This is a genomic window from Paraburkholderia sp. WS6 (assembly GCF_030464835.1).
GTDB classification, from domain to species: domain Bacteria; phylum Pseudomonadota; class Gammaproteobacteria; order Burkholderiales; family Burkholderiaceae; genus Paraburkholderia; species Paraburkholderia madseniana.
On sequence record NZ_JALQCK010000009.1, the window covers coordinates 237,598 to 262,290 of the forward strand.

At 62.2% G+C, this 24,693-nt stretch carries 22 protein-coding genes and 2 pseudogenes; 8 read left to right on the top strand and 16 right to left on the bottom strand.

The window, feature by feature from the left end:
- Positions 1 to 51: 51 nt before the first annotated feature.
- The 9 genes from M0D64_RS14015 to M0D64_RS14055 all read right to left on the bottom strand — a co-directional run bounded on the left by M0D64_RS14015 (position 52) and on the right by M0D64_RS14055 (position 12,045).
- A complete protein-coding gene (locus M0D64_RS14015; protein WP_266258124.1) occupies positions 52 to 1,380 on the bottom strand; it encodes an LLM class flavin-dependent oxidoreductase in 1,329 nt (442 codons plus the stop codon).
- Positions 1,377 to 2,750 carry an MmgE/PrpD family protein gene (locus M0D64_RS14020; protein ID WP_266258125.1) on the bottom strand — a complete coding sequence of 458 codons (1,374 nt, stop codon included), beginning with the start codon at positions 2,748 to 2,750 and terminating at the stop codon, positions 1,377 to 1,379. Before M0D64_RS14020 ends, M0D64_RS14015 begins: the two co-directional genes overlap by 4 nt.
- A 251-nt stretch (positions 2,751 to 3,001) precedes the next feature.
- Positions 3,002 to 3,841, bottom strand: a complete 840-nt coding sequence (locus M0D64_RS14025; RefSeq protein ID WP_266258126.1) for a CmcJ/NvfI family oxidoreductase — start codon at positions 3,839 to 3,841, stop codon at positions 3,002 to 3,004.
- A 200-nt stretch (positions 3,842 to 4,041) separates the two neighbouring features.
- Positions 4,042 to 5,400 (bottom strand): LLM class flavin-dependent oxidoreductase, encoded by a 1,359-nt coding sequence (locus M0D64_RS14030; RefSeq protein WP_266258127.1) that lies wholly within the window; start codon positions 5,398 to 5,400, stop codon positions 4,042 to 4,044.
- 141 nt (positions 5,401 to 5,541) lie between these two features.
- Positions 5,542 to 6,540 (bottom strand): substrate-binding domain-containing protein, encoded by a 999-nt coding sequence (locus M0D64_RS14035; protein WP_266258154.1) that lies wholly within the window; start codon positions 6,538 to 6,540, stop codon positions 5,542 to 5,544.
- 118 nt (positions 6,541 to 6,658) lie between these two features.
- Positions 6,659 to 8,041, bottom strand: coding sequence for an LLM class flavin-dependent oxidoreductase (locus M0D64_RS14040; protein ID WP_266258128.1), 1,383 nt, complete (start codon positions 8,039 to 8,041; stop codon positions 6,659 to 6,661).
- Between the two features lie 31 nt (positions 8,042 to 8,072).
- The gene (locus M0D64_RS14045; RefSeq protein ID WP_266258129.1) at positions 8,073 to 9,311 is read right to left on the bottom strand and encodes an SfnB family sulfur acquisition oxidoreductase; all 1,239 of its coding nucleotides are present in this window, start codon (positions 9,309 to 9,311) and stop codon (positions 8,073 to 8,075) included.
- A 122-nt stretch (positions 9,312 to 9,433) separates the two neighbouring features.
- Complete coding sequence (locus M0D64_RS14050; RefSeq protein WP_266258130.1) at positions 9,434 to 10,489, bottom strand: ABC transporter permease; 1,056 nt, start codon at positions 10,487 to 10,489, stop codon at positions 9,434 to 9,436.
- Positions 10,486 to 12,045, bottom strand: a complete 1,560-nt coding sequence (locus tag M0D64_RS14055; protein WP_266258131.1) for a sugar ABC transporter ATP-binding protein — start codon at positions 12,043 to 12,045, stop codon at positions 10,486 to 10,488. The genes M0D64_RS14050 and M0D64_RS14055 overlap by 4 nt, the downstream gene beginning before the upstream one ends.
- A 350-nt stretch (positions 12,046 to 12,395) precedes the next feature.
- Between M0D64_RS14055 and M0D64_RS14060 the strand changes: the two genes are divergently transcribed.
- Positions 12,396 to 13,751: an LLM class flavin-dependent oxidoreductase gene (locus tag M0D64_RS14060; protein WP_266258132.1), complete on the top strand. Its 1,356-nt coding sequence runs from the start codon at positions 12,396 to 12,398 to the stop codon at positions 13,749 to 13,751.
- 110 nt (positions 13,752 to 13,861) lie between these two features.
- Here M0D64_RS14060 and M0D64_RS14065 read toward each other — a convergent pair whose 3' ends face one another.
- Complete coding sequence (locus tag M0D64_RS14065) at positions 13,862 to 15,190, bottom strand: LLM class flavin-dependent oxidoreductase (RefSeq protein ID WP_266258133.1); 1,329 nt, start codon at positions 15,188 to 15,190, stop codon at positions 13,862 to 13,864.
- 241 nt (positions 15,191 to 15,431) lie between these two features.
- On the opposite strand from M0D64_RS14065, the gene M0D64_RS14070 reads away from it, so the two are divergent.
- The 4 genes and pseudogenes from M0D64_RS14070 (at position 15,432) to M0D64_RS14085 (ending at position 17,338) form a co-directional block, all read left to right on the top strand.
- Complete coding sequence (locus tag M0D64_RS14070; protein WP_266258134.1) at positions 15,432 to 16,211, top strand: GntR family transcriptional regulator; 780 nt, start codon at positions 15,432 to 15,434, stop codon at positions 16,209 to 16,211.
- Positions 16,208 to 16,702: pseudogene (locus tag M0D64_RS14075) on the top strand (FAD-binding protein); the annotation flags it as partial. The gene M0D64_RS14070 and the pseudogene M0D64_RS14075, both read left to right, overlap by 4 nt.
- 7 nt (positions 16,703 to 16,709) lie before the next feature.
- Positions 16,710 to 17,060, top strand: a pseudogene (locus M0D64_RS14080) (HEAT repeat domain-containing protein); the annotation flags it as partial.
- A complete protein-coding gene (locus M0D64_RS14085) occupies positions 17,060 to 17,338 on the top strand; it encodes a DUF971 domain-containing protein (RefSeq protein WP_266258135.1) in 279 nt (92 codons plus the stop codon). The pseudogene M0D64_RS14080 and the gene M0D64_RS14085, both read left to right, overlap by 1 nt.
- 49 nt (positions 17,339 to 17,387) lie before the next feature.
- Here the strand turns inward: M0D64_RS14085 and M0D64_RS14090 are convergent, their stop codons facing one another.
- The 5 genes from M0D64_RS14090 to M0D64_RS14110 all read right to left on the bottom strand — a co-directional run bounded on the left by M0D64_RS14090 (position 17,388) and on the right by M0D64_RS14110 (position 22,223).
- Complete coding sequence (locus M0D64_RS14090; protein ID WP_266258136.1) at positions 17,388 to 19,448, bottom strand: family 2A encapsulin nanocompartment cargo protein cysteine desulfurase; 2,061 nt, start codon at positions 19,446 to 19,448, stop codon at positions 17,388 to 17,390.
- Positions 19,423 to 20,355: a family 2A encapsulin nanocompartment shell protein gene (locus M0D64_RS14095; RefSeq protein ID WP_154560115.1), complete on the bottom strand. Its 933-nt coding sequence runs from the start codon at positions 20,353 to 20,355 to the stop codon at positions 19,423 to 19,425. The genes M0D64_RS14090 and M0D64_RS14095 overlap by 26 nt, the downstream gene beginning before the upstream one ends.
- A gap of 108 nt (positions 20,356 to 20,463) precedes the next feature.
- Positions 20,464 to 20,739 carry a helix-turn-helix domain-containing protein gene (locus M0D64_RS14100; RefSeq protein WP_154560116.1) on the bottom strand — a complete coding sequence of 92 codons (276 nt, stop codon included), beginning with the start codon at positions 20,737 to 20,739 and terminating at the stop codon, positions 20,464 to 20,466.
- Complete coding sequence (epsC, locus tag M0D64_RS14105; RefSeq protein ID WP_266258137.1) at positions 20,736 to 21,713, bottom strand: serine O-acetyltransferase EpsC; 978 nt, start codon at positions 21,711 to 21,713, stop codon at positions 20,736 to 20,738. The genes M0D64_RS14100 and epsC overlap by 4 nt, the downstream gene beginning before the upstream one ends.
- A gap of 42 nt (positions 21,714 to 21,755) precedes the next feature.
- The gene (locus M0D64_RS14110) at positions 21,756 to 22,223 is read right to left on the bottom strand and encodes a rhodanese-like domain-containing protein (RefSeq protein WP_266258138.1); all 468 of its coding nucleotides are present in this window, start codon (positions 22,221 to 22,223) and stop codon (positions 21,756 to 21,758) included.
- An 86-nt stretch (positions 22,224 to 22,309) separates the two neighbouring features.
- Between M0D64_RS14110 and M0D64_RS14115 the strand changes: the two genes are divergently transcribed.
- The gene (locus tag M0D64_RS14115) at positions 22,310 to 22,447 is read left to right on the top strand and encodes a hypothetical protein (RefSeq protein WP_266258139.1); all 138 of its coding nucleotides are present in this window, start codon (positions 22,310 to 22,312) and stop codon (positions 22,445 to 22,447) included.
- Here M0D64_RS14115 and M0D64_RS14120 read toward each other — a convergent pair.
- Positions 22,444 to 22,602, bottom strand: coding sequence for a hypothetical protein (locus M0D64_RS14120; protein ID WP_266258140.1), 159 nt, complete (start codon positions 22,600 to 22,602; stop codon positions 22,444 to 22,446). The genes M0D64_RS14115 and M0D64_RS14120 overlap by 4 nt on opposite strands.
- Before the next feature lie 321 nt (positions 22,603 to 22,923).
- Between M0D64_RS14120 and M0D64_RS14125 the strand changes: the two genes are divergently transcribed.
- A complete protein-coding gene (locus tag M0D64_RS14125) occupies positions 22,924 to 23,532 on the top strand; it encodes a cysteine hydrolase family protein (protein ID WP_266258141.1) in 609 nt (202 codons plus the stop codon).
- Positions 23,533 to 23,626: 94 nt separating this feature from the next.
- Entirely contained in the window at positions 23,627 to 24,520 is an 894-nt protein-coding gene (locus M0D64_RS14130; protein WP_266258142.1) for a LysR family transcriptional regulator, read from the top strand.
- The last annotated feature ends 173 nt before the right edge of the window (positions 24,521 to 24,693 follow it).

A 24,693-nucleotide genomic window follows, 5' to 3' on the forward strand; every position in this document is an offset into this window, starting at 1 on the left:
GTCTGCCCAGCAGACGCCGCTTTTTACTTTCCACCTCTTACCTCTTGTGTCTCAGTGCCCCGCATAGCGGCTCACGGGCCGCTGCAGACCGAGGTGATCACGCAAGGTAGTGCCGCTATATTCGGTGCGGAATAGCCCACGCCGCTGCAACTCCGGCACGACGAGTTCGACAAAATCGTCGAGACCGCCCGGGAAATACGGCGGCATGATATTGAAACCGTCGGCCGCCTCGCCCGTGAACCACTCTTCGAGTGCATCCGCCACCTGCACAGGCGTGCCCCATACGATGCGGTGCCCACGCGCGCCGGCCACCAGGTAATACAGCTCGCGCAAAGTCAGATTCTCGCGGCGGGCGAGATCGGTCAGCAGTTTGGCGCGACTTTTCAGTTGATCGGATTCGGGCAGCTCCGGCAGCGGACCATCGAGCGGATACTTCGACACGTCGTGCCCCAACCGGTCGGACAACAGTGACAGCGCGCCCGATGTATCGGTCCATTCCTGCAACTGTGCGTATTTGTCTTTCGCTTCCTGCTCCGTCCTGCCGATAACAGGAAACACGCCCGGCATCACGTGCAACTGCTGGCCCTCACGGCCAAATTTCGGCAAGCGGCCTTTCAGATCGCGATAGAAGACCTGCGCTTCTTCAATAGTCTGCTGCGCGGTAAACACCACTTCCGCCGTGCGCGCGGCCAGGTCCTGCCCCGGTCCGGACGAGCCGGCCTGAATCACTACGGGATGCCCCTGTGGCGGCCGCGACACATTCAATGGACCTTTGACGGCGAAGAACTGCCCCTTGTGATCCAGCGTATTGACCTTGGCAGGATCGAAGTAGACGCCACGCGCCTTGTCCTTGAGCACCGCGTCGTCATCCCAACTGTCCCACAGTCCTTTGACGACGTCGACGAACTCACCCGCCATTTCATAGCGCAGCGCGTGATCCGGATGATTGCCACGTGTGAAATTCGCGGCCGTGCGGTCGTACGAAGTCGTTACGACGTTCCAGGCCGCCCGCCCGCTACTCAGATGATCCAGCGATGCAAACGCGCGCGCGACGTGATACGGCTCGCTATACGTGGTCGACGCGGTAGCGGCGAGACCGATGTGACGCGTGCCCATAGCGAGCGCCGACAGCAGGCACAGCGGCTCGAGCCGCATCGCCATCGACGGATGCGCATCGGGGCCGCTGGTGAGACCATCGGCAAGAAAGACCATGTCGAACTTGGCACGTTCGGCGGTTTGCGTGATGCGCTGCATCAGCGCGAGATTCTCGCTGCCCGCCTGCGCGTCAGGATGCCGCCAGCCGGCGACGTGGTGTCCCGCGCCCTGAATGAAGAGCCCGAGACGCATCTGCCTGCGGGTACTGCTGTTATTCGTGCTCATACGTGGATCTGTGCGAAGACATTGAAAAGGGTAGCGAGGTCGGCGGTGCTCTGCATGGTCTCGATATGCGCGGGGATGAAAGCGAGACGTTCGTCGTGGCCGGTGGCATCCGCGAATTTCGCGGCCAAATCCGTCGCGCTGTAGAGACGGTCGGTCTTATGGCTCAGTACCGTCCCGTTGCGCAATGCGATTTCGACGGTCGAGAAACGCGTGGCCGGATCGGTCGACGCGCGCGCGGCGGTTTCATCGTGACGGCTTGCCACGCGCCGCGCGAGTGCAATCAGGTCGTCGCGCACGGGCACATCGGCGAACGTAGCCACGCTGGGCGAACCATCCGTCAGCGCGGCCGCGACTGCGTAGGCGACGCTGAAACGCGCTTCGAGACCGGTCGAGGGCAAATGTCTGGAAAGCGGTGTGTCGCCGCCGGGCGGAAATATCACCGCCACCTCGGCAATGTCGTCCGGCGTGAGACGGTATGTGTCGCGCAACGTCAATGCGGCATGCACGGCGTAGTGCGTCGCCGTGCAGCACGCCCACGGCTTGAAGTACAGACCCGGGACTGCGATTTGCCAGGGTGCGCCCCAACCGTCGAGCACGCGTTCGGGTTGCGCGGCGCCGCCGCTGAACACGGCGAAAAAGCCGACCGGTCCATCCAGTGCCTCCGGCGAGCCCTGCAGTCCCGCTGCCGCGAGTTCGGCGGCGAATAAACCGGCGCGCGCGGCGAGCCCGGCATGCAAGGGTTTCGCTTCGCTGCCGAACTGCAGGCGTAGGCCGGCTGACTGCGTGGCGGCGAGACCCAGTGCGTTCTCTACGGCACCGGCATCAAGCTTCAACAGATAAGACGCAGCGGCTGCCGCGCCAAGTGCGCCCAATGTCGCGGTGTTATGAAAGCCCTGCTCGTAGTGTCGGCTGCCGAGCGCGAGACCGAGCCGCGCCATCGTTTCGACGCCAACGACGTAGGCATCGAGCAAGTCGAGCGCGCTGCTGCCGCGTGTTTGTGCCAGCGCGAACAGCGCAGGCAGCAATACCGTCGCAGGATGGCCTCTTACGCTGCTGTGCACGTCGTCGTAATCGAGTGCGTGCCCCGCGTAACCGTTGAGCAACGCAGCCTGCTGCGCCGACGCACGGGCGCTGCTGCCGATCACCGATGCTTCGCCGCGCGAGTCGTTGGCGCTGACCGACAGGAGTTTTTGATAGCCGCTGTCGCTCGCACCGGCAAAGGCGGCGGCAAGAAAGTCGAGGATGCCGCGTCTTGCGGCTGCAATGGCAGCGGCGTCGCGGGACGGCGACGCCTGAGCGATCGCGGCGGCCAGCCGTCGTGTCACGCCGGTGGCCTGCTGGCCGGCGTCGGATGCATGGAGGCTTGACATGTCGAAGGCGTGAGAGCTGTGAAAACGCACCGGGCAAGCGTTACGCTCACCTCGCTCGACGAAAAACAAAAGCTGTGTCGACCAAAGAGGTAAGGCAACGACCCAAACGCCGCATGCTAACCAAACGTTGCGTCACAAACAAACAAGAATTCACGCTTTCGATATTGCAGATTCTGCGATGCTGCAGCAGACGCATCCCGCTACCGGTTGCCCTGCATTTCACGGCATGCCGGTGCGCTCAACGTCGGCGTTCAAAAGAACAACAGCGTGCGCAATTCGATGCTCCGGCGCGGCGGCGCATCGGCCTGCGACGTGGGATCGTCGAATGCCGTGTGGGCCGTGAGACGCGCAATGCCGTCGCCCGCCGAATCGTAAATCTTCAGCAGCAGGAATTCATCGGGTGACATATGCGGAAAGTAGTACCAGCGGTGCCGCGGATTGAAGACCAACGCATACGTCTCGCCGACCTTGTCGGGATAAACCAGGTCCGATGCCACCAGATCGTTGAGCGTGATACTGCGCGAATCGCATAGCGCGAGCGGCGACGATTGCACCGTTTCTCCAATCGGACGCCACAAGTTCACGATTGCCACACGGCCTTGCAGCAACCGCTCCGCTTCACCTGTCGGCAGATGATCGCGCACCCGACGCGGCCCCGACACAAAAGTCTGGTCGTTATGGATGTACTTGACGGGCTCCCTCACACCATTGCTGCGCTCAGGATTGCCGTCACGCAACGTGTGATCGAACACAACCACCCGGCGAGCGCCGGTGGCCTGTTTCAGCAACTGCTCCGCTTCACGATAGTAGACAGATTCGATCTTTGCCGGATCGGAGAAATCGTTCAGCGCGCTAGCATGCCGATGCAGTTCGAAGCCGTTACGATCGAGCGACAACGCGCCAGGCGGCGGCGCAACACGGGCATTTGAAATACGCACCCGATGCGGCCGGTACACGCCACTGCGCTTCGGAACGCCCGGCGGCGGTTCGTATTGGTACGACACCGGCTTCTCGCCGGTGAACTCGAGGTAGTTCAAGTCTGCCTCGACCGTCGCGGCAGACACCGGTGCATCGATGACGATATCGCTCATGTTCGCATCCCCATCACGTCAAAACGATTCATTGAACGGCCGCAAGTCGATTGTCTGCGACCAGGCGCAGCGCCCCTGCCGATGGAGATACCAGTAGGCTATGGCCGCTGCACGCAACGCGTGGCGGCGGCAGGCGCATGCATCTATCGTTTCAGCGTAGGCGACGGCCACGCAGGGAGGAAATAACGAATTGTGGAAAGTTATGCGCCGGATTGATGTACAGAAAAATGGCGGTTTTCCGGCCACCGCAATCCCAGGTTCTCGCGCAGCGTGCGTCCCTCATAGTCCTCACGGAACAGCCCGCGTCGCCGCAACTCCGGTAATACCAGTTCGACGAAATCGGTCAAACCCTCCGGCAGCACGGGCGGCATCACGTTGAAACCGTCGGCGGCGTGATTCACAAAGCGCTCTTCGAGTTGATCGACGATCTGCGCCGGCGTGCCGACGAGTTGCCAATGGCCGCGCGCGCCCGCGACCCGCAAATAGAGCTGGCGGATCGTGAGGTTCTCGCGACGAGCCAGTTCGATCGTCAACACCTGACGGCTCTTGCTCGCATTCGTTTCGGGCAGCTCAGGGATCGGCCCGTCGAGTGGATAGTCCGAGAGATCAAACCCACCGGTCAGCCCGGATACGAGCGCAAGTCCGACCTTCGGATCAACGAGCGACTGCAGTTGCTCAAACTTCTCTCTCGCCTCGCCTTCGGTGCGGCCGACAATCGGAAATACGCCCGGCATGATCTTCAGATCGTCCGGATGACGACCGTAAGCCGCCATGCGTCCCTTCACGTCCGCGTAAAAGTCCGCCGCGTCCTGCAGCGTTTGCTGCGCCGTGAAAATCACTTCGGCGGTCTTCGCTGCGAAGTCCCGGCCTGCTTCGGACGACCCGGCCTGCACGACGACCGGATGCCCCTGTGGAGAACGCGCGACATTCAGCGGACCCTTGACCTGAAAGAAACGTCCCTTGTGATCCAGCACATGCCGTTTGGCGGGGCCGAAGAAACGCCCTTCGGCTTTGTTGCGGACGAACGCGTCGTCTTCCCAACTGTCCCACAGACCTCCTGTGACTTCCGCGAACTCAGCGGCGCGTGCATAACGCTCGGCGTGGTCGAAATGCTTGTCACGGTTGAAGTTCTTCGCTTCATGCTCGCTCGACGAGGTGACCAGATTCCAACCCGCACGCCCCCCGCTGATGTGATCGAGCGAGGCGAACTTGCGGGCAATGTGATACGGCTCGTTGAAGCTCGTCGAGGCGGTGCCGACCAGACCGATGCGCTCGGTCACGGCCGCGAGCGCCGACAGCAACGTGATCGGCTCGAACTGCGCCACGTAGCTGTGCGCCGTGCGGCTCAGAAAGTCGACGTTGTCGCCACGTGTCCCCACGCCGTCGGCGAGAAAGATCAGATCGAATTTCGCGGCCTCGGCCGCTTGCGCGAGCCGGACGTAGTGACGGAAGTTAACGCCGGCGTCCGCTTGTGCCTCGGGATGCCGCCACGCCGCAATGTGGTGTCCGGCAGGGTAAAGGAAAGCGCCGAGGCGCAGGTGTCCGCTACGTTTGCTCATGGAAGTCCAAAGGAAACGATTGACGGCGGGGTCTCGCGCCGAGCTCGCGGGCTGGGCGGCCGCGTTGCGAAGCCCAGCCTCGTATTTGACGTGCTCCCGACGCGATTACGCACGACAACCCCGTGCGGCCCTTAACGAGGCTCACTCCGCCGCCGGAATCCACGCTGCCGTCGCGGCGTCGCTCGAACGGAATGCCGGGAATTTATCGCCGAGCTCGGCGATCGTCCTGATGTTGTTCTTCACCAGATCGTCACGCGTGATCAGCGTCGGCTTGACGACAATCCGGTGCTCAGGCGTCTGCCCCGCAAGAAGCAAAGCCGCGGCCCGTACGGACACCGCACCGACCACCGCCGGATTCGTCGCCGCAGTCGCCACCCACGCGCTATTCGGCGCGCGAATCGCCTCGATATCGGAGGTCGAAATATCGGCGCTGTAAATGCGCAGTTTCGACGACAGGTTCGCCTCGTCCGCAGCGAGCTTCGCGCCGCGTGCGAATTCGTCGTAAGGCGCGAACACCACACGAATCTCCGGATGCGCACGATAGGCCGCCGCGGCCTGGTTGGCCACCGACTGCGCGATCGGATTGTCCACCGTGCCCCAGCGCGCCTTCTCCTGGACCTTCGGATGGGCAGCCTTGAAGTCACGCCATACCGCATCGCGCCGGTCGAGCGGTGCGAAGCCCGCTACGTACACGTAGCCGGCGGCAAAGGTATCGCCGTTATCTTTCACCGCCTGATCGAGCAGCAGCGCTGCCAGATCGCGATCGCTCTGCTCGATCTGCGGTACCTTCGGATTGCCCAGGTCGACATCGAACGCGACGACCTTGATGCCTTTATCCAACGCACGTTGCACGACGTCCTTGAGCGATTCGGGTAAGCCGTGATTCACGATAATTGCGGACACGCCGAGACTGATCGCCTGCTGGATCTGTTCACGTTGTTCGGCCGCATCCTGACGGCCTTCGTAGATGCGTAGATCGATACCGAGCGCTTTGGCCTGCTTTTGCGCACCGGCGTCGTAGGCCTGGAAGAAATCACCCGTCGACAGATAGTTGACGAGCGCGATCTTCACGCCACCCTTGTCGAACGGTGCGGGCGCACCTTTGAGCGGAGCCGCGTGCGCTACGGCGCCGGCCAGCATCGTGGCCGCCGCCAGGGCGAGTGTGCGGAACGTAAGGCTCACATCCAGCTTGCGACGAAGAAACGATTTCATCAATGATCTCCAACCTGTTAGTCGACGTTTTTGAGTAAGCGCGGTGCTATCCGGCATGGGCCGGCGTGTGCGTGCGATAGGCCGCGCCGGGATGCGGTTCGGACAGTCGCGGACCAGCGCCATGCAACTTTTCGCGCAGCGTGCCGTTGGTGTAATCGGTCTTGTAGACGCCTCGTCGTTGCAGTTCCGGCACGACCAGGTCGACGAAATCCACGAAGCTTTCGTGGGTCAATGCGTAAGCGAGGTTGAATCCGTCGACGTCGGTCTCTTCGACCCACGACTGCAACTCGTCGGCGATCTCCTGCGGACTTCCCACCGAAAGCGGTCCGAGTCCGCCAATGCCACCCCACTTCGCAATCTCACGCACGGTCCACACGCGCGTCGGATCCGCGCTCGATAAAGCCTCCACGGCCGATTGCACCGCATTACTCTCGATATAGCGCAGCGGTTCGTCGAGGTCGTACTTCGACAGATCGATGCCGGTCCATCCCGACATCAGCGCGAGCGCGCCCTCGTCGCTTGTATAGCGGCGATAGTCGGCGTGCTTCGCGTGTGCATCCGCCGATGTCTTGCCAGTGATCACCGTGTGCAGGTTGAAAATCAGCACGTCGTGCGGATCGCGGCCGAACGACTTCACGCGTGCCCGGATATCGGCGACGAAATTCTTCAGGATCGTGCGCGACGGTGCAGCGATAAAAATGCACTCGGCGTGCTGCGCGGCGAAATCCTTGCCACGCTTCGACGCACCCGCCTGGTAAAGCACCGGTGTGCGCTGAGGCGAAGGCTCGCAGAGATGAATGCCCGGCACGTCGAAATACTGCCCACGGTGCTTGATGGGATGAACCTTCGACGGTTCGGTGAAGATCTTTCGCGCGGCATCGCGCACCACGGCGTCGTCTTCCCAGGAGGCCTCCCACAGCTTGTAGCAGACCTCGAGATATTCCTCGGCAAGCGAATAGCGCTCGTCGTGATTGGCCTGAGCCGGCAAGCCGACATTGCGTGCAGCGCTGTCCAGATACGAAGTGACGATGTTCCAGCCAACGCGGCCGTTAGTCAGGTGATCGAGTGTCGACATGCGCCGCGCGAACGGATACGGGTGCTCATAAGAGAGCGAGCAGGTCACGCCGAAGCCGAGATGCTCGGTCACGTTCGCCATCGCCGAGACGAGCAGCACGGGATCGTTGACCGGGACTTGCGCGGCCTGGCGAATCGCGGCTTCCCCATTGCCGTTAAAGACGTCGTAGATGCCCAGCACGTCGGCGATGAAGAGACCGTCGAACTTGCCGCGCTCGAGCAGTTTCGCGAGGTCGGTCCAGTAATCGATTTGCTTGTAGCGCCACGACGAGTCGCGTGGATGCGCCCATAAACCTGGCGACTGATGCCCGACGCAGTTCATGTCGAATGCGTTGAGGCGGATTTCTCTGGCCATTATCGGGTTCGGTTAAGGATTGCGCCTGGCGTTAATTCCAGGGATGACGTGCCGGCTTGACGCCGTTCAGATAGTAGTTACCGACCAGGTGATACTTCCAGCGCACCGGATCGTGCAGCGTATGGACGCGCGCGTTGCGCCAATGCCTGTCGAGATTGTGTTCACCGAGTGTCGACTGGGTACCGGCGAGCTCGAACAGTTTTTCGCCTGCCAGCAGGGCGATTTCCGTCGTCAACACTTTCGCTTCGCCCACGGCGACCGATGCGCGCGCCACGTCGTCTTCGGTCGTTTCGGTCTTCGCGGCGATCTCGTCGATCACACGCGCGGCGCGTTCGAGCAAGGCCTCGGCGGCGTGCAACTGGATATGCAAATGACCGATCTCGCGCACGGTCAGCGGATCGTCACTCGCGCGCTCGACCCCGCTGTCGATCCACGGCCGCGAGCGCGAGCGCACGAACGTCAGCGTGTCGTCCAGCGCCGCCTTCGCGATGCCTGCGTCGATAGCGGCCTGGATGATTTGTGAAATCGGACCGTTGAGCGTTGGAAAATCGGACACGCGATGCGCCGGCAACACATGCGAGGCCGGCACACGTACGCTTTCCAACACGACCGTGCCGCTTGCCGTGGTGCGCTGACCGAAACCCGACCAGTCGTCGATCACGGTCAGCCCCGGTGTGCCCTTCGGAATATAGGCGAGCCAGCCTTTACGTTCGCTATCGAGCCCCAGCACGGGGACGAAGTCGGCGAATAGCGCGCCGGTCGAATAGAATTTGGTGCCCTGTACGACGTAGTCGCCGCCGTCCCGCTTCACGCTCGTTTTCAGATCGAGCACATTCTTTGTGCCCTTCTCCGAAAAACCGTTACCGAAACGCTTGCCGCCCAGCACCTGGGCGAAGAAATATTTCTTCTGCTCCTCCGTGCCGGTTAGCGCGATCACGTCGACCAGACCGAAGTGATTCTGCGGTAGCTGCCCAAGCGACGGATCCGCTGCTGCAATGATCTTGATGACTTCAGTCAAGGTGACGAACGACACGCCCGCTCCGCCGTAAGCTTTCGGCACCGTAATGGCCCACAGCCCGGATTGCGAGAACCACTCGATCTCCTCGTGGGGCAAGCGGCGTTCGGTATCGCGCTCGGCCGCGCCTTGCGCGAGGCGGCCTGCAAGCTCGTGCGCCACCGCGATGGCCTGCGTGTCATCGGCGATCACACGGACCGCGTGTCTACTCTCGTCGCGGGTATTCGATGAAGCCGCTTCGCCAATCTCTGCCATGGGAATCTCCGCTTGAATGACTGTGCGCTCAATCTATCAGCGGACACCGCATGCGCAAACTGAACGATTCGGCAATCGATATTCCTTCGGATGGCAAACGACATTTCGGCGACTCGGCGACCTCAGCCGCGTGAGTCCGCGGGCCGTCCGACACTGAACGTAAACGCCAGCGCAAGAACCAGCAGCACGCCCTTAATGAAATCCTGCATGTAGTACGGCGCATTCAGCATGGTCAGGCCATTGAGTAGCACGCCGACAAACACCGCGCCTACGACGGTGCCGAACACATTGGGCCGCTTCGCGCCCCACACTGCATAACCCATCAGCGCAGCCGCCACGGCATCGAGCAGCAGGGAGTGTCCGGCACTCACATCGCCTCGCCCGACACGAGCCGCGATCAGCACGCCGCCCAACGACGCAATCGCCCCAGAGGCGACATAGGCCGCGATCCGGTAGCGGGCCGTAGGCGCACCCGCCAGCCGCGCAGCCGTCTCATTGCCGCCGATCGCGTAGATCACGCGGCCCCAGCGCGTCGTCTCCATGACGATGCAGGCGAGCACCGTCAACGCAATGAGAATCAGGACCGGCAACGGCACGACATCGAAAAGACGCAGACGTCCCAACGCAAGAAACGCGTCGGAGAATATGCCGCTCGCCTCCGTGCCATCGGGCAACACAGTGCCGGTTGCGAGCGAGCGGCCGCCCGTCGGAATCAGTTGCAAACCGGCCAGCAGGAACAGAGTGCCGAGCGTCGCCAGTTGGTCCGGCACGCGCAGCCGCGTGATCAGCAAGCCGTTGAACAAACCGGCTGTGATGCCGAGTGCGACGCATGCGGCCACGGCCGCCAGCGCGCTGCCATGCCAGACGATCAGCACATAGCTCGCCGCCATCTGAGCCGAAGCGGCCACGCTGCCCACTGAGAGATCGAAGCCGCCCGCCGCCAACGTGATCGTCACGCCAATGCCGAGCAATGCCACGATCGATACTGCCTGAAGGATGCTGAACAGATTGTCGATGTTCAGGAAGGCGGGTTCCCTGATGGCGAACACGGCAATCAGAATCGCCAGCACGAGCAGGATGCCGGTACGCTCCAGGTGATCGCGCAAACTACGCCATGCTGACTGCGCCCGTTGGCCGGATTCCACCTGGCCGGTAATAGAAGGTGTGAGGGGTTTCATGAATGAAGTTCAGCGCTCGCGTCATGGATTGGTTGAACAGTTGGGTGCTCGAGCGTCGCACGATCGAACCGCACGACGCGATCGGCAATCTCCAGGGCCTCTTCGAGATCGCTGACGAACACGATCGTCGCGCGCTCATGCGCATGCCGCCGCAAGGTATCAACGATGTCGGCGCGCGCGCCGGCGTCGACGCCCTGAAACGGTTCGTCAAGCAGCAACAAGCGCGCGCGTTCGACGTGCCAGCGCGCGAGAACGACTTTCTGCTGATTGCCGCCGGACAGGCACGTCAGGCGATCGTCGGGGCCGGTGCAACGAATGCCGAAGGTTCTGATCGCGTCTTTCGCGGCATCGCGCTCTGCGGCTTCGCGTACCACGCCACGCCTGAACCAGTTCGACAGAAACGGAAAGCTGAGCGTCCCCGCAATCGATGCGAACGGCACGCTGTCGGGAAACAACGACGTGCGCCAACGATCCTCGCCGGCGAGGAACACGCCGGCGCGAATCGCATCGGCTGGCGAACGCGGACGCCATGGCTTGCCGTCGAGCAGCATCTGACCACTGCTCGCATGTGTCGCGCCGAAGATCGCTCTTGCGAAGCGCGATTTGCCACCGCCCACCGGCCCCGCAATCGCCACGATCTCGCCGCGCTGGACGTCGAGGTCGAATGAGCGGCTGGCCGGCGTCAATTGGAAATCGCGCACGCTGAAACAGGGTTCGAGCGAAGCTGCGTCTTTCGCGTCCTGAGTTCGGCCTTGCGGCAGAGGCCGTCCAATCATCGTCTCGACGGCAGCGTCAAAATCGATTGGCGGGTGCAGATCGGCGACGAGATGTCCGTCGCGCACGATCGCTACCCGGTCCGCCATGCGCCGCAGATCACCCAGCCGATGCGAAACCAGCAGGATAGCGACACCCTCCTCACGTAATGGCTCGAGCCGCAGGAACAGCCGTTCCGCTTCTGCGGCAGAAAGACTGGCAGTGGGCTCATCGAGAATCAGCAGCTTGGGACGCGAAGCCAGTGCGCGCGCCAGCGTCACGAGCTGCTGACTCGCGAGCGAGAGCGACCCGAGCGGTGCGGACAGATCGACATCCAGCCCGACCCGCTCGGCAAGCGGCCTCGCAGCCTCACGGCGCGCCGCGGGCGGCACACGCCAAGGCGATGCTGGATCGCACAAGCGGTCGAGCAGCAGGTTGTCCGCGATCGAGAGCGCCGGTACGACCGCGTCGGCGATCGACTGGTGCACCGTGGCAATGCCGAGTTGTTTAGCCGCTTGGGGTGACGTAGGTCGATACGGCTTGTCCAGCAGCGTCAAGGTCCCGCCGTCGGGCGCATACACGCCGCTTAAGATCTTGACGAGTGTCGACTTGCCCGCGCCGTTGGCGCCCATCAACGCGACGACTTCGCCGGGATGGATCGAGAAATCGAGGTTGGATAGCGCGACGGTTGCACCAAAGCGCTTCGTGAGCGCAGAGGCAGTCAGGATCGGCTCGCTCGAACGCGGAAGCTTTTCCGTACGATCGGGAAGCGGTGGGCGGGTTAAGTTAATGGGAGCCTTCATATACCCGAATTGAGCAAGGGCAGACGTTTCATTGTTTCTCCGGCGGGCCCGGCCAAGCGGACCCACTGCAGCCGCGACATGCTCCGGCAATGGCGACGCATTGCATACCGTCACCCAGGAACGATTGTCTGCCTGAGCGGGACTCGCGGAAAACCAATTTGTTCTGATATGCAAAGCGTCGCGCATGGCGAACCGTCACCAGAGAGAGACATTGCCGTACGCTTAGTCTTCACCGGCATATCGATGTCAGAATTCATTCGTGGTCTCAAGCGATTCGCTATTCGACAATGGGCGAATCGGTCAGAGCGTTCGTCCGTTCGTTGCTGGCTGCTTCCGCATTCGAAAAGACCATGAGAACCGACCCGCCGCGCCAGCTTCATCTGAACGTCAATATCCTCCACTCCGGCTTTGTCCCTTCCGCATGGCGTACGCCCGAAGCCGATCCGCGCGCCTTCGTCGATATCGCCCACTACGTTCGCGTCGCGCAAATTGCCGAGGCGGCGAAATTCGATGCCGTGTTTCTCGCCGATAACGCCTCGATTGCCGATCAGATCGACTTCCGCCCGATCACGGCGCTGGAGCCGACCGTATTGCTCGCCGGCATTGCTGCGGCCACAACCCATATCGGCGCAATCGGCACGGCATCGACGAGTTATAACGAGCCGTACAACATCGCGCGCCGCTTTGCCACGCTTGATCAGCTCAGTGCGGGCCGGGCCGGCTGGAACATCGTGACGACCGCCGATCTCGGCTCAGCCCGCAATTTCGGCCGTGAGGCGGTGCCCGATCACGCGCAACGCTACGAGCGCGCAGCCGAATTCACCGAGGTGGTGAAGGCGCTGTGGGATAGCTGGGAAGACGACGCCTTTATCGGCGACAAGGCGAGCGGCCGCTTCATCGACACCACGAAGGTGCATCGCATCGATCACCGCGGCAAATACTTCAGTGTCGATGGTCCGTTCAACTTGCCGCGTAGTGCACAGGGTCATCCGGTGCTGATTCAGGCCGGCGGCTCAGCCGACGGACGCGAACTCGCGGCCCGGCACGCGGAAGCCGTGTTCTCCGCATCGCAGTCGTTCGACGAAGCAGCCGCCTATGCGCGCGAACTGAAATCTCGCGCTGCGGCATGGGGACGTGGCAACAACGCAATTCGCGTGCTACCCGGTCTCACCACCATCATCGGCGCAACCGAAGCCGAGGCCCTGCGCCGTCGCGATGATCTGGTCGACCTGATTCCGTGGAGCTATAGCCTCACTCGGCTGGCCGGCATATTGGGCATTAGCGTCGACCGGTTGAAACTCGACGAGCGCCTGCCGGACGATCTCTCATTGCCCGGCAGCGGCAATGGCAATCACACGTTCTTCAACGCCACGCTCGCACAAGCGCGGACCCACGGATACACGGCGCGTCAGTTGATCCGCGCGCTTGCGGGCGGTGGCGGACATCGTGTTGTCGTCGGCACGCCGGAACAGATTGCCGACGATATCGAGCACTGGTTCAAAGGCGGCGCTGCCGACGGTTTCAATCTGATGCCAGATGTTCTGCCGAGTGGCTTGCAGGACTTCGCCGACGGCGTGGTTCCGCTTCTGCAGCAACGTGGTCTTTTCCGTACTGACTACGAGGGCCGCACCCTGCGCGAACACTTCAGGTTGCGACGGCCTGTCAGCCGCCACTTGCATCCACGGGAAGCGGCCACTACCGCGTAAGCGCTCTTTTTCAACACGCTGCATACTCGGACCGGCGAACACGCGATTGAGATTCCGGGCGTTACCTCGGCGCGCAAACGCGCCGTGAAGTAAGCCAATTTGTAGTCCGGTTATTTCACCCGAGCGAAAAAGCGGTTCTCAGGCCGAGGCAAGCCCAGATTCTCGCGCAGCGTCGCGCCTTCGTATTCGCGCCGGAACAACCCGCGCTTCTGCAACTCGGGAATGACCTTGTCCACGAAATCGTCAAGACCTCCCGGCAGATACGGGAACATCACGTTGAACCCATCAGAGCCCTCTTCCACCAGCCATTGCTCCATCTGATCGGCGATCATTTTCGCCGTGCCCACCATCTCGAGCCCCGAGTATCCGCCGATGCGTTGAGCGAATTGACGAATCGTCAGCCCGTCGCGCTGCGCCCATTCAACCACCCGCTGCCGTGCTGTCCGGCTCGCATTGGTTTCGGGAATCTCGGGCAGCGGGCCGTCCGGATCGAAACCGGACACGTCGTGCCCCAATGCAATCGACAACGAAGCGATTCCGCTCTCGTAGTGCACGAACGTGTCAAGCCGCGCCCGAATCTCCTCCGCCTCTTCCAGGGTATCGCCGACGACCACGAAGGTGGCCGGAAGTATTTTCATGTGATCGCGTTCACGCCCGAGTCTTTCCATCCGGCCTTTCACATCGGCATAGAAGCGCTTGCCGTCAGCCAGCAGGGTTTGCGCGGTAAACACCACCTCGGCGGTTTCAGCGGCAATCTGGCGCCCCGCTTCCGATGAACCTGCCTGCACGATGACGGGCCATCCCTGAACGGGGCGCGCAATATTCAACGGGCCGCGCACCGAGAAGTTCTCGCTCTTGTAGTTCAGCACATGCAGTTTCTCCGGATCGAAGAAGGTGCCGGTTTCCGTATCGCGGATAAAAGCATCATCGGCCCAACTGTCCCAGAGCCCGGTCACCACGTCGAAGAACTCGCGGGCGCGCCGGTACCGCTCGTCGTGTTCGACATGCTCGTCGAGACCGAAATTGAGCGCGGCATCGGGGTTCGACGTCGTCACGAGATTCCATCCCGCGCGGCCACCGCTGATATGGTCGAGCGAGGCAAAGCGCCTCGCGACGTGATACGGCGCGTCGAACGTAGTGGACGCCGTGGCGATAAGCCCCAGCCGTTCCGTGACCGCCGCCAGCGCGGGCAGCAGCGTCAGCGGTTCGAACGACGTGACCGTGTGGCTATGCTTGAGCGCATCGAGCGGCATGTTGAGCACCGCGAGGTGATCCGCCATGAAGAACGCGTCGAAGCGGCCGCGCTCGAGCGTCTGGGCGAAACGCTTCAGGTGCGCAAAATTGAAATTGGCGTCGGGATAGGCGCCGGGATAGCGCCATGCGCCGGTGTGAATTGTCGTGGGACGCATGAAAGCGCCGAGGCGAAGCTGACGTGACATGTAGCAAGCTCCATCGCAAACAGGTCGGGCCAGTTTAATCGTCCTTCGCCAACGCTGCTTGCCACCGCCCACCACTCGGTACCCGCCCGCCGAACGCGATGCGCCGGGGCTCCGGCACTAACGGGCACACCAAAAGCTGTTCCGCAGAAATACAAAGCACAAAATCTTCGTTCGCCCCTCAGGGCTCCCTCACTAGACTGTGATGCAACTTGTCATAACAAGTACAGACAACCCACAGATCATGCAGAAACCCGACCCGGCCAACGTGCTGCCTCTCTCCGCCCCGCCGCTCTACGAGCAGATAAAGACTGCTTTGCGCTCGCGCATTCTCGACGGCACGTATGCGGCCCATTCGCAGATGCCGTCTGAAAACGACCTCTGCGCTATGTTCAACGTCAGCCGTATCACCGTGCGGCAGGCGCTCGGCGATCTGCAGAAAGAAGGCCTCGTTTTCAAACTGCACGGCAAGGGCACCTTTGTCTCCAAGCCGAAAGCCTTCCAGAACGTTAGCGCGTTGCAAGGTTTCGCCGAAGCGATGTCGTCGATGGGCTATGAGATCGTCAACCAGCTCAAACATATCCGCTTCATTCCCGCCACCGCGCACATCGCGAGCCGGCTTCAACTGCCCGAAGGGACGAAGGTCGCCGAAATCCATCGCGTGCGGATGCTCAATCGCGAGCCGGTGTCGCTCGAAATCACGTGGGTGCCGGAAGCGTTGGGCAAACGCCTGGCTGGCGCGGACCTCGTCACGCGCGACATTTTCCTGATTCTCGAGAACGACTGCGCGGTGCCGCTCGGTCATGCCGACGTCTCCATCGACGCGATTCTCGCCGACGATGAAATCGTCGAGGCGTTGAACGTTGAAGAAGGCAGCCCGGTGCTTCGCATCGAACGTCTGACGCATAGCGCGGACGGCACACCGATCGATTACGAATACCTCTATTTCCGCGGCGACGCGTTTCAGTACCGCTTTCGCATCGACCGCCAGAAAGAGAAGAAGACCACAAGGAAAACGAGATGAATACGCACGTGATCGAGTACGACCTGGTCGTCGTGGGAGGTGGCACCGCCGGTCCGATGGCTGCCGTCAAAGCCAAAGAACAGAATCCGAATCTGAAGGTGCTGTTGCTGGAAAAGGCCAACGTCAAACGCAGCGGCGCGATTTCGATGGGCATGGACGGGTTGAATAACGCCATCATCCCAGGCCACGCCACGCCCGAGCAGTACACCAAGGAAATCACCATCGCCAACGACGGCATCGTCGATCAGGCGGCCGTCTACGCGTACGCCCGGCACAGCTTCAAGACCATCGAAGAACTCGACCGCTGGGGCGTGAAGTTCGAAAAAGACGGCACAGGCGACTATACGGTCAAGAAAGTGCATCACATGGGCTCCTACGTTCTGCCGATGCCGGAAGGCCATGACATCAAGAAAGTGCTCTACCGGCAGCTCAAACGCGCACGCATTGCGATCACCAATCGCATCGTCGTCACGCGTGTTCTGACCGATGCGCAAGGGCGATGCCGCGTGGCAGGTCCGTGAAGAAGCGGCGGCCACGCTCGGCAAACTGCGCGCGTCGAGCGCACAGGGTGCATTGATCGCGGCGCTCGACGACGACTACTGGCAAGTCCGTCTGCAGGCGGTCCGCGCGTTAGGCAAACTCGGCGACGCAAACGCTGCCGCGAGCACGGCAGTGGCCGTGTTGCTCACGCATGCGATCAGCAATCTGCGCAAGGAAGCGGCCTTGTCGCTCGGCGAACTAGGCGACGCAGCGTCGTTGCCGGCCTTGCACGCAGCCGCGACCGATCCCGATCCGGAAGTACGCAAAGCCGCACGTATAGCGTTGGCGCAGATTGAAAAGGCGCACTGATGAACGCGCCCGAACACGTGACGATTCATGCCGCGACGGGGCGACTGTCCCTGACGTGGCGCGATGGCCAAACGCAGTGGATCGACAACGCCACGCTGAGGGAGCGGTGCCCTTGCTCGACATGCCGTCGCTTGACGCGTTCGGGCCAGGTGGCGCGAATCGAGCCGGGCCTCGCGATTGTCGACGTGCAGCCGATGGGCTACGGCGTGCAGATCGCGTTCAGCGACGGACACGCGCAGGGAATTTATCCGTGGGATTATCTGGCGGGGATTGCCTGAATCCAGGCGTGGGAAAGCGGCGGCCGTAATTAACGGCCGCCGTTTTTTATTAGCGTCGCGAAGACAGCCGACGCACAACCGACACCAGCGCATCGACTTCATCGCAGGTGTTGTAGAACGCGAGCGACGGCCTCACCGTGGCTTCCACGCCAAAGCGCCGCAAGATCGGCTGCGCGCAATGATGCCCCGAGCGCACGGCGATACCCTCTTCGTTCAGCGCCTGCCCAACTTCCTCGGTCTCGTAGCCCTTCAGCACAAAGGACAACACGCTGGCCTTGTCGCGCGCCGTGCCAATCAGGCGCACACCAGGCACGGGCTGCAGCACGCTCGTCGCATACGCCAGCAGGTCATGTTCATAGCGCGCGATATTCTCGATGCCCACTCGCTGAACGTAATCGATTGCCGCACCCAGACCTACTGCATCCGCGATATTGCCCGTGCCCGCTTCGAAACGATTCGGCGGAGGCTGGAACACGGTGCGCTCGAAGGTGACGTCCGCGATCATGTTGCCGCCACCCTGCCAGGGCGGCATACCTTCCAGAATGGCGCGCTTGCCGTAGACCACGCCGATGCCGGTCGGACCGAACACTTTGTGCCCCGAGAACACGAAGAAATCCGCGTCGAGCGCCTGCACGTCTACCCGCATGTGCGACACGGATTGCGCGCCGTCGACCAAGGCCTTCGCCCCTGCACGATGCGCCAGCTCGACGATCTCCTTGACCGGCACCACCGTGCCCAACGCGTTCGACACCTGCGTGACCGAGACGATCTTGGTCCGGTCATTGAGCAGCCGCCGGTATTCATCGAGCAGAACCTGGCCACTGTCGTCGACCGGAATCACGCGCAACTTTGCACCGGTTTGTGCCGCAAGCTGCTGCCACGGCACGATGTTGGCGTGATGCTCCAGGTGCGAGACGATGATCTCGTCCCCCTCGCCGACATGCTTCACGCCCCACGTCTTCGCGATCAGGTTGATCGCTTCGGTCGTGCCGCGCACGAAGATGATTTCCTCCGGCGATGCCGCGCCGATGAAACGCTGCACCTTGCTGCGTGCGGCTTCGTACGCATCCGTGGCGCGGCCGGCCAGCGCATGGGCAGCCCGATGGATGTTCGAGTTTTCATGCGCATAGAAATACGCGAGCCGATCGATCACCGTCTGCGGCTTGTGCGTGGTCGCGGCATTGTCGAACCACACGAGCTGACGGCCGTTCACACGTTCCTGCAGAATCGGAAAGTCCCGGCGAATCGCATTCACGTCGAATGGCGGATGCGCTGACGGCCCGGCATGCGGCACGCCATCCGTCTTGGCGGAAGTGTGCCCGGGAAACCGCGATCCCTCATTCAGATTCAGGAAATAGTGCGAGTTGCCGGTGTGCTCTGCCGGCCTGACGCTTGGCGCCGCTTGCGATGCTGCCGGCCTATCGTACGGGAAGCGCTGCTCGGCGAGCGGCTGATCGACACCAGGGAGTCCGAGCGATTGTGCGCTGACTTCGTTCCAACCCGGCACGACGATATCCGGCGACGCAACTGTCGATGTCCGGGCTTGTGCCGTTTCGCCCAGAAAATAATAAGGCGACGCAGAGACGGGCGACGCAGGCGACGCACCACCAGCGGACGGACGCTGCGCACCGTGTCCTTCAGGCACGCCAAGTGCCGCCCCGCCAAAGCGCGGATCGAGTGCCGGCGCAACGGTCACCGCGCTATCCGGCAAACCGTTCTGCGCAACCGCGTGAGGCGCCAGCGCGGGCGCGCGATTACCCAGCGACAGCAAATTCGTAGGTGCAGATGGCAGCAGGTTGCCCCCCGGCACATGCCCCTGCGGCAACGCTGCACCAGGCACACCCGTGCCCGCACCACCGGGACCTGCAAGCGGCGAACCGGCCGGGGCCGGATTGCTGATCTCGCTGGTCACAGGCGCCGTGAACGGCAGCGTGGCGGCCACGTCGGGCGCACCGCCTACCTGCGGCGCGTTGCCCGGCAGCGCCGAGAAGAACGCATTGGCCAGCGACGCTAACGTCGCCGGATCAGGCAAACCCGCGGGCGGACCCGTCGGCACATCGTGCGGCAGGACGCTATCCATGGGCTTACTTGTAGGTGTCTGGGTAGTCATGGTACTTGCCGATCTCCACGTCATCGAGAACTGCCAGCGCGTCCGGCGAATGCACCGCGAGCGAGCAATAAAGCGAGATCAGATACGACGCGATCGCATGATTGTTGATGCCCATGAAGCGGACCGACAGACCCGGACCCTGTTCGCCGGCCACGCCCGGCTGGAACAGGCCGACCACGCCCTGGCGCTTGTCGCCCACGCGCAGCAGCAGGATCTTGGTCTTGCCGTCGGCAACCGGCACCTTGTCCGACGGAATCAGCGGAACGCCACGCCACGTCAGGAACTGCGAGCCGAACAGGCTGACCGTCGGCGGCGGCACGCCACGGCGCGTGCATTCACGACCGAAGGCGGCAATCGCGAGCGGATGCGTCAGGAAGAACGCCGGCTCTTTCCATACCTTGGTCAGCAACTCGTCGAGATCGTCGGGCGTCGGCGCACCGGTCAGCGGAAACACGCGCTGCTCTTCGGCCACGTTCGCGAGCAGGCCGTAGTCCGGGTTGTTGATGAGCTGGCTTTCCTGCAACTCCTTGATCGTTTCGATCGTGAGGCGCAGTTGTTCCTTGATCTGGTCGTGCGGGCTGCTGTACAGATCCGATATCCGCGTGTGCACGTCGAGCACCGTGCTGACGGCATTCAGGAAGTACTCGCGCGGTTGCTCTTCATACGGCACGAATGTGCGCGGCAGAATGCTTTCATCTTCACGCGCGGTGCAGGCCGCCTTGACGGCTTCAGGATTCTTCACCTGGTTCAGACGATAGATGCCCGCTTCGACCGGCAGCCATTGCAGCAGATGCGTGAGCCAGCGGGGCGTGATCGTGGCGAGTTGCGGAACGGTTTTGGTGGCATTGGCTAGTTGCCGTGCTGCGGTATCGCCGAGCGCCGTCAGGCCGCCGACTGTTGCTGTCATCTGAAGCTCCAGGATTGATAGAAGAAAAACAGGAAAGCTTATGAACGAAAGCGATTATGGGAAGGCGCCCCTGGCCGTTCAACATGCTATAGACGGCAACGCAGCGGTCTAACGGGCGGACGCAGGATCGATGAGTGTGGAATGCGGGCGTGCGGCAACGCTCACGCCATCGGACGAATGGCTGAGCAAGCGTTCGACCGGCACGTTGAAAGCACGGGCGAGCTTGTCGAGCGTGACAATCGACGCGATCGCAGAACCGCGCTCGATCTCGCCGACATAAGACCGGTTGAGTCCGGCGTGCTCGGCCAATTGCTCCTGCGACCAGCCGGACGCCTCACGAAAGCGCCGCACCGCGGCGCCGAAGTCCCTGACAAGCACGCTCATCGAGCGGCTCCGGCAGTGGCAGGCTCAGCGACTGCCTGATCGCGCGGTGGCCGCTCGCGGACTGCTGCGACGCCGGTGCCTTCGTTGCGCGACACGGCCTGCGTCACGTGCGAACCCGGCGCGACATCCTGCGTGACCCACACATTGCCGCCGATCACCGCGCCCTGCCCGAGCGTGACGCGCCCAAGAATGGTGGCGCCCGCGTAAATCACGACGTCGTCCTCGACGATCGGATGACGCGCATGACCCTTCTCCAGATGACCCTGCGCGTCGCGCGGAAAACGCTTCGCGCCCAGCGTGACGGCCTGATAGACCCGCACGCGTTCGCCGATGATGGCCGTTTCGCCGATCACCACGCCCGTCCCATGATCGATGAAGAACCCCGCGCCGATCCGCGCGCCAGGATGAATGTCGATACCGGTCTGCGCATGCGCGAGCTCGGCGATGATGCGCGCCAGCAGCGGCAGCCCCAACCCATACAGCTCATGCGCGAGCCGATGGTGGATCATTGCCAGCACGCCGGGGTAGCACAGCAGGACTTCATCCACGCTGCCCGCCGCCGGATCGCCGTGAAACGCGGCTAATACGTCGCTATCGAGCAAGCTGCGTATCGCCGGCAAGCGCGCCGCGAAAGCGCGCACCGCGACGCCGGCCTGCGCCTCGATCGTGGCGGCGGGCGGCGGTTGATGGCGGCTGCGGTAGTGAAACTCCAGACGCGCCTGACTCAGCAATGCATGCAGCGCGGCGTCGAGCGCATGGCCGACGTAGAAATTTTCGCTTTCCTGACGCAGATCGGGCGGTCCGAGCCGCATCGGAAAAAGCACGCCCTTCAGCGTTTCAATAATCTCCGAGAGCGCTTCGCGCCCCGGCAATTCACGCCCGCCCGGCTCAAGCGAGCGCTTCTGCACTTCGCGCCATTGCTGGCGGACCGTCTGAAGCGCGTGAACAATTTCATCGACATCAAACACAGCCACAGCGGTTACTCCCCGTAAAGTGCAGTGCGAACGATCAGGCTGTCAGTCCTGAATCCATGGCAGCCCATGAAAGCGCCAACCATTGCTGGCGCCGCGCCGTTGCGCGCCGTCCAGCTCCCCTTCAAAGCCTTCCAGAACATTGAATACCTGCGTGAAGCCGGCTTTCGCCGCGGCCTCGGCGGCCAGTGCCGAGCGGTTGCCGCTGCGGCACAGCAGCAGCACGACGGCGTCCTTGCCGGTTTTCGCTTCCAGTTCACGCACGAAGCGCGGATTGCGCGTCAGGCTCGTGCCCGTCGCCCACGCGACATGCAGGCTGTCCGGTACTAGTCCGACGAATTTGCGTTCTTCGGCGGTGCGCACGTCCACCAGCACGGCGTCGCCTGCCTGGACTAGTGCCCACGCATCCTGTGGCGACAGGCCACCGGCATAGGGCAAACCGGCTTCCGCAGCTTTCGAACGGGCGGCTTCAAGCAGCGCGTGGGTGGGTCGTTCTGCGAGTTCAAGCGTCATGACGTCTCCTTCGATATGGCGCGAATCAGTACGCGCTGGTCAAAGCCATCTGCGATTGCAACCGCCTATAGCCATCAGGAGACACTATGAAAGAGAGCCAGCCGAAGCCGAACCAATTAATTGTCATTTCTAAAGAAGCATCGGTTCGGATGCTCCGGCTTGAAGCAACCAAGCTATGTCCGTGCGCCGCGGATTTGCCGCGCCACCGCCGCCATGCAGATTAGTCTCGGGGGATCTCGAGCGGTACGACGAACATGCCAGCGGTGTATTCCATATGGAAATAGCCGCAGCGCGCGTAAGCCGCAATGCGTTCGAGCCGCTCAGGCGATGGAGAGCTGTAGGTGGCGGCAGCCGTCACATCCGAGGAATGCTCAGACATGACGGGCGTGCGTTTTGACAATTGCTTCTGCAGGCTCCGCACAGGATGCCGAAGTCCGCTCCAGATTAGCGTCGCTGAAAGTGTGGCCATGCGACCTCCGTCGATTCATTGCTATATGAATGAATCTAGCGATCTGGATACGGAATCGCAAACAAGCTTTTGTGGAATGGTTTTCGTAAAACGGATCGGACCGTAGCCAGACCTTGACGGCTTACAACCTGTGCACGTCATGCACAGAACTTGTGACGCACACGGCGTTGTAGCGACAAGCTGCGGCCCCTAGACTTCGTTCCTTTCCAGTCCATCGAAAGGAACCTCATCATGTCGAAGCGCACACTGCGTAGCATCCTCGGTGCTGGCACACCAGCTTCTTTGCCGGCCCGCACCACCGCATTGCTGGTGATTGACTTCCAGAACGAATATTTCACAGGTTCATTGCCGATTCCCAACGGCGTGAGTGCGTTGCAGAATGCGCGCGCCCTCGTCGATTACGCCGATCGCCATGGCTGGAAAGTTGTGCACGTGCAGCACATCGCGCCGGTAGAGTCGCCGCTGTTCGCCGCTAATAGCCGGAATGCCGAGATCTGTTCCGATATCAAGCCAGGACCGAGCCATCTGCGGATCACGAAAACTTCCGTGAGTGTGTTTGCCAGCACCGATCTGACAGAGACGCTGAAAGCCGACGGTGTCACTCACCTCGTGTTGTGCGGTCTGATGACACACGCCTGTGTTGCCGGCGCTGCGCGTGACGCCGTGCCTGCGGGTTTTGAAGTCGCGGTGGTAGCCGACGCGTGCGCGACCCGGGACATCGAGTTTAACGACACGCATAGCGTCCCGCACGACGTGTTGCACCTGTCTGCGTTGGCCGAAATCGCAGATACCTTTGGCTCCGTGGTGAACACGCGGGATGTGTTGTCGCTGACTTCGTAACGCGCCTCTTGCAGCCGAAGTGTCTGGTGCGACGCCATGCCGCTCGGGTATCGCGTCGTGATAGCATCCGACGCTTCGACAACGCGCTCGATTCATGGATCAACTGCTCGCCATGCGGGTCTTCCGCAGCATCGTGGATGCCAAAGGGTTTTCCGCTGCCGCCGAACGGCTCGGCACTTCTCATTCAACCGTATCGCGCCAACTGAAGCAGCTCGAAGCCACGCTCGGTGTCCAGTTGATCAACCGTAACACGCGGCGGTTTGCCCTCACCGCTGCGGGCGAGCGCTACTTCGCGGCCAGCGTCGACATTATCGAGCGTGTCGATGCGGCAAGCCAGGCGATGGCCGGTGAGCATCAAACGGTGGCTGGCCGCTTGCGCGTCAGCGTGCCCCTTGCCATTGGCACGCTTGAACTGGCGGACTGGCTTCCGGCATTCCAGAAACGTTATCCTGACCTCCAGCTCGACCTGTCTTGCAGCGATCAGTTTGTCGATCTCGTGGCAGAGGGCTTCGATGTTGCATTGCGGATCAGCGGGCCATTGGCCGACACCAGCCTGGTTGCCCGGACGCTGACGGTATCGGACATCGTCCTCGTCGCGTCACCCGCCTATCTGGCACAACATGGACTGCCGCGCACACCGCTACAACTCGCCAAACACGAGTTACTGACTTTTTCCGGTGCCCATCCGGCGGACCACTGGGTGCTGACCTCCGGGCGAGGCGCACCGACCCACGTCGAACTGAACGGCCGCCTCACATTCGACGCGATCACCGCGCTTTACTCCGCTGCGCTGGCAGGTGCGGGCATCGCCGCGTTCACGCGGCACACCGTTCAGACCGATCTGGCTCGCGGCCGCCTCGTCCACCTGCTGCCCGGCTACTCTCTCGGCACGCGCCACTATTACGCCCTTTACCCGCAAACGCGGTATGTAGCGCCCAAGGTGCGAGCTTTCGTCGACCATATGGCCGGGCACTATCGCGAACGCTGACAATTCGATTATCGGGGCCGATCTGTAGGACAATAGGTTCTTAACGGCTGCGACGCTCCATCGCGCCTTGCCGGTAAAGCATCGACGCGGTTCATGGCAAACTCCGCGATGTATCGTCCGGCACGGCATATGCGTCGTGCCTTTGGCGATACCAATGCACTGAGGCGACCAGA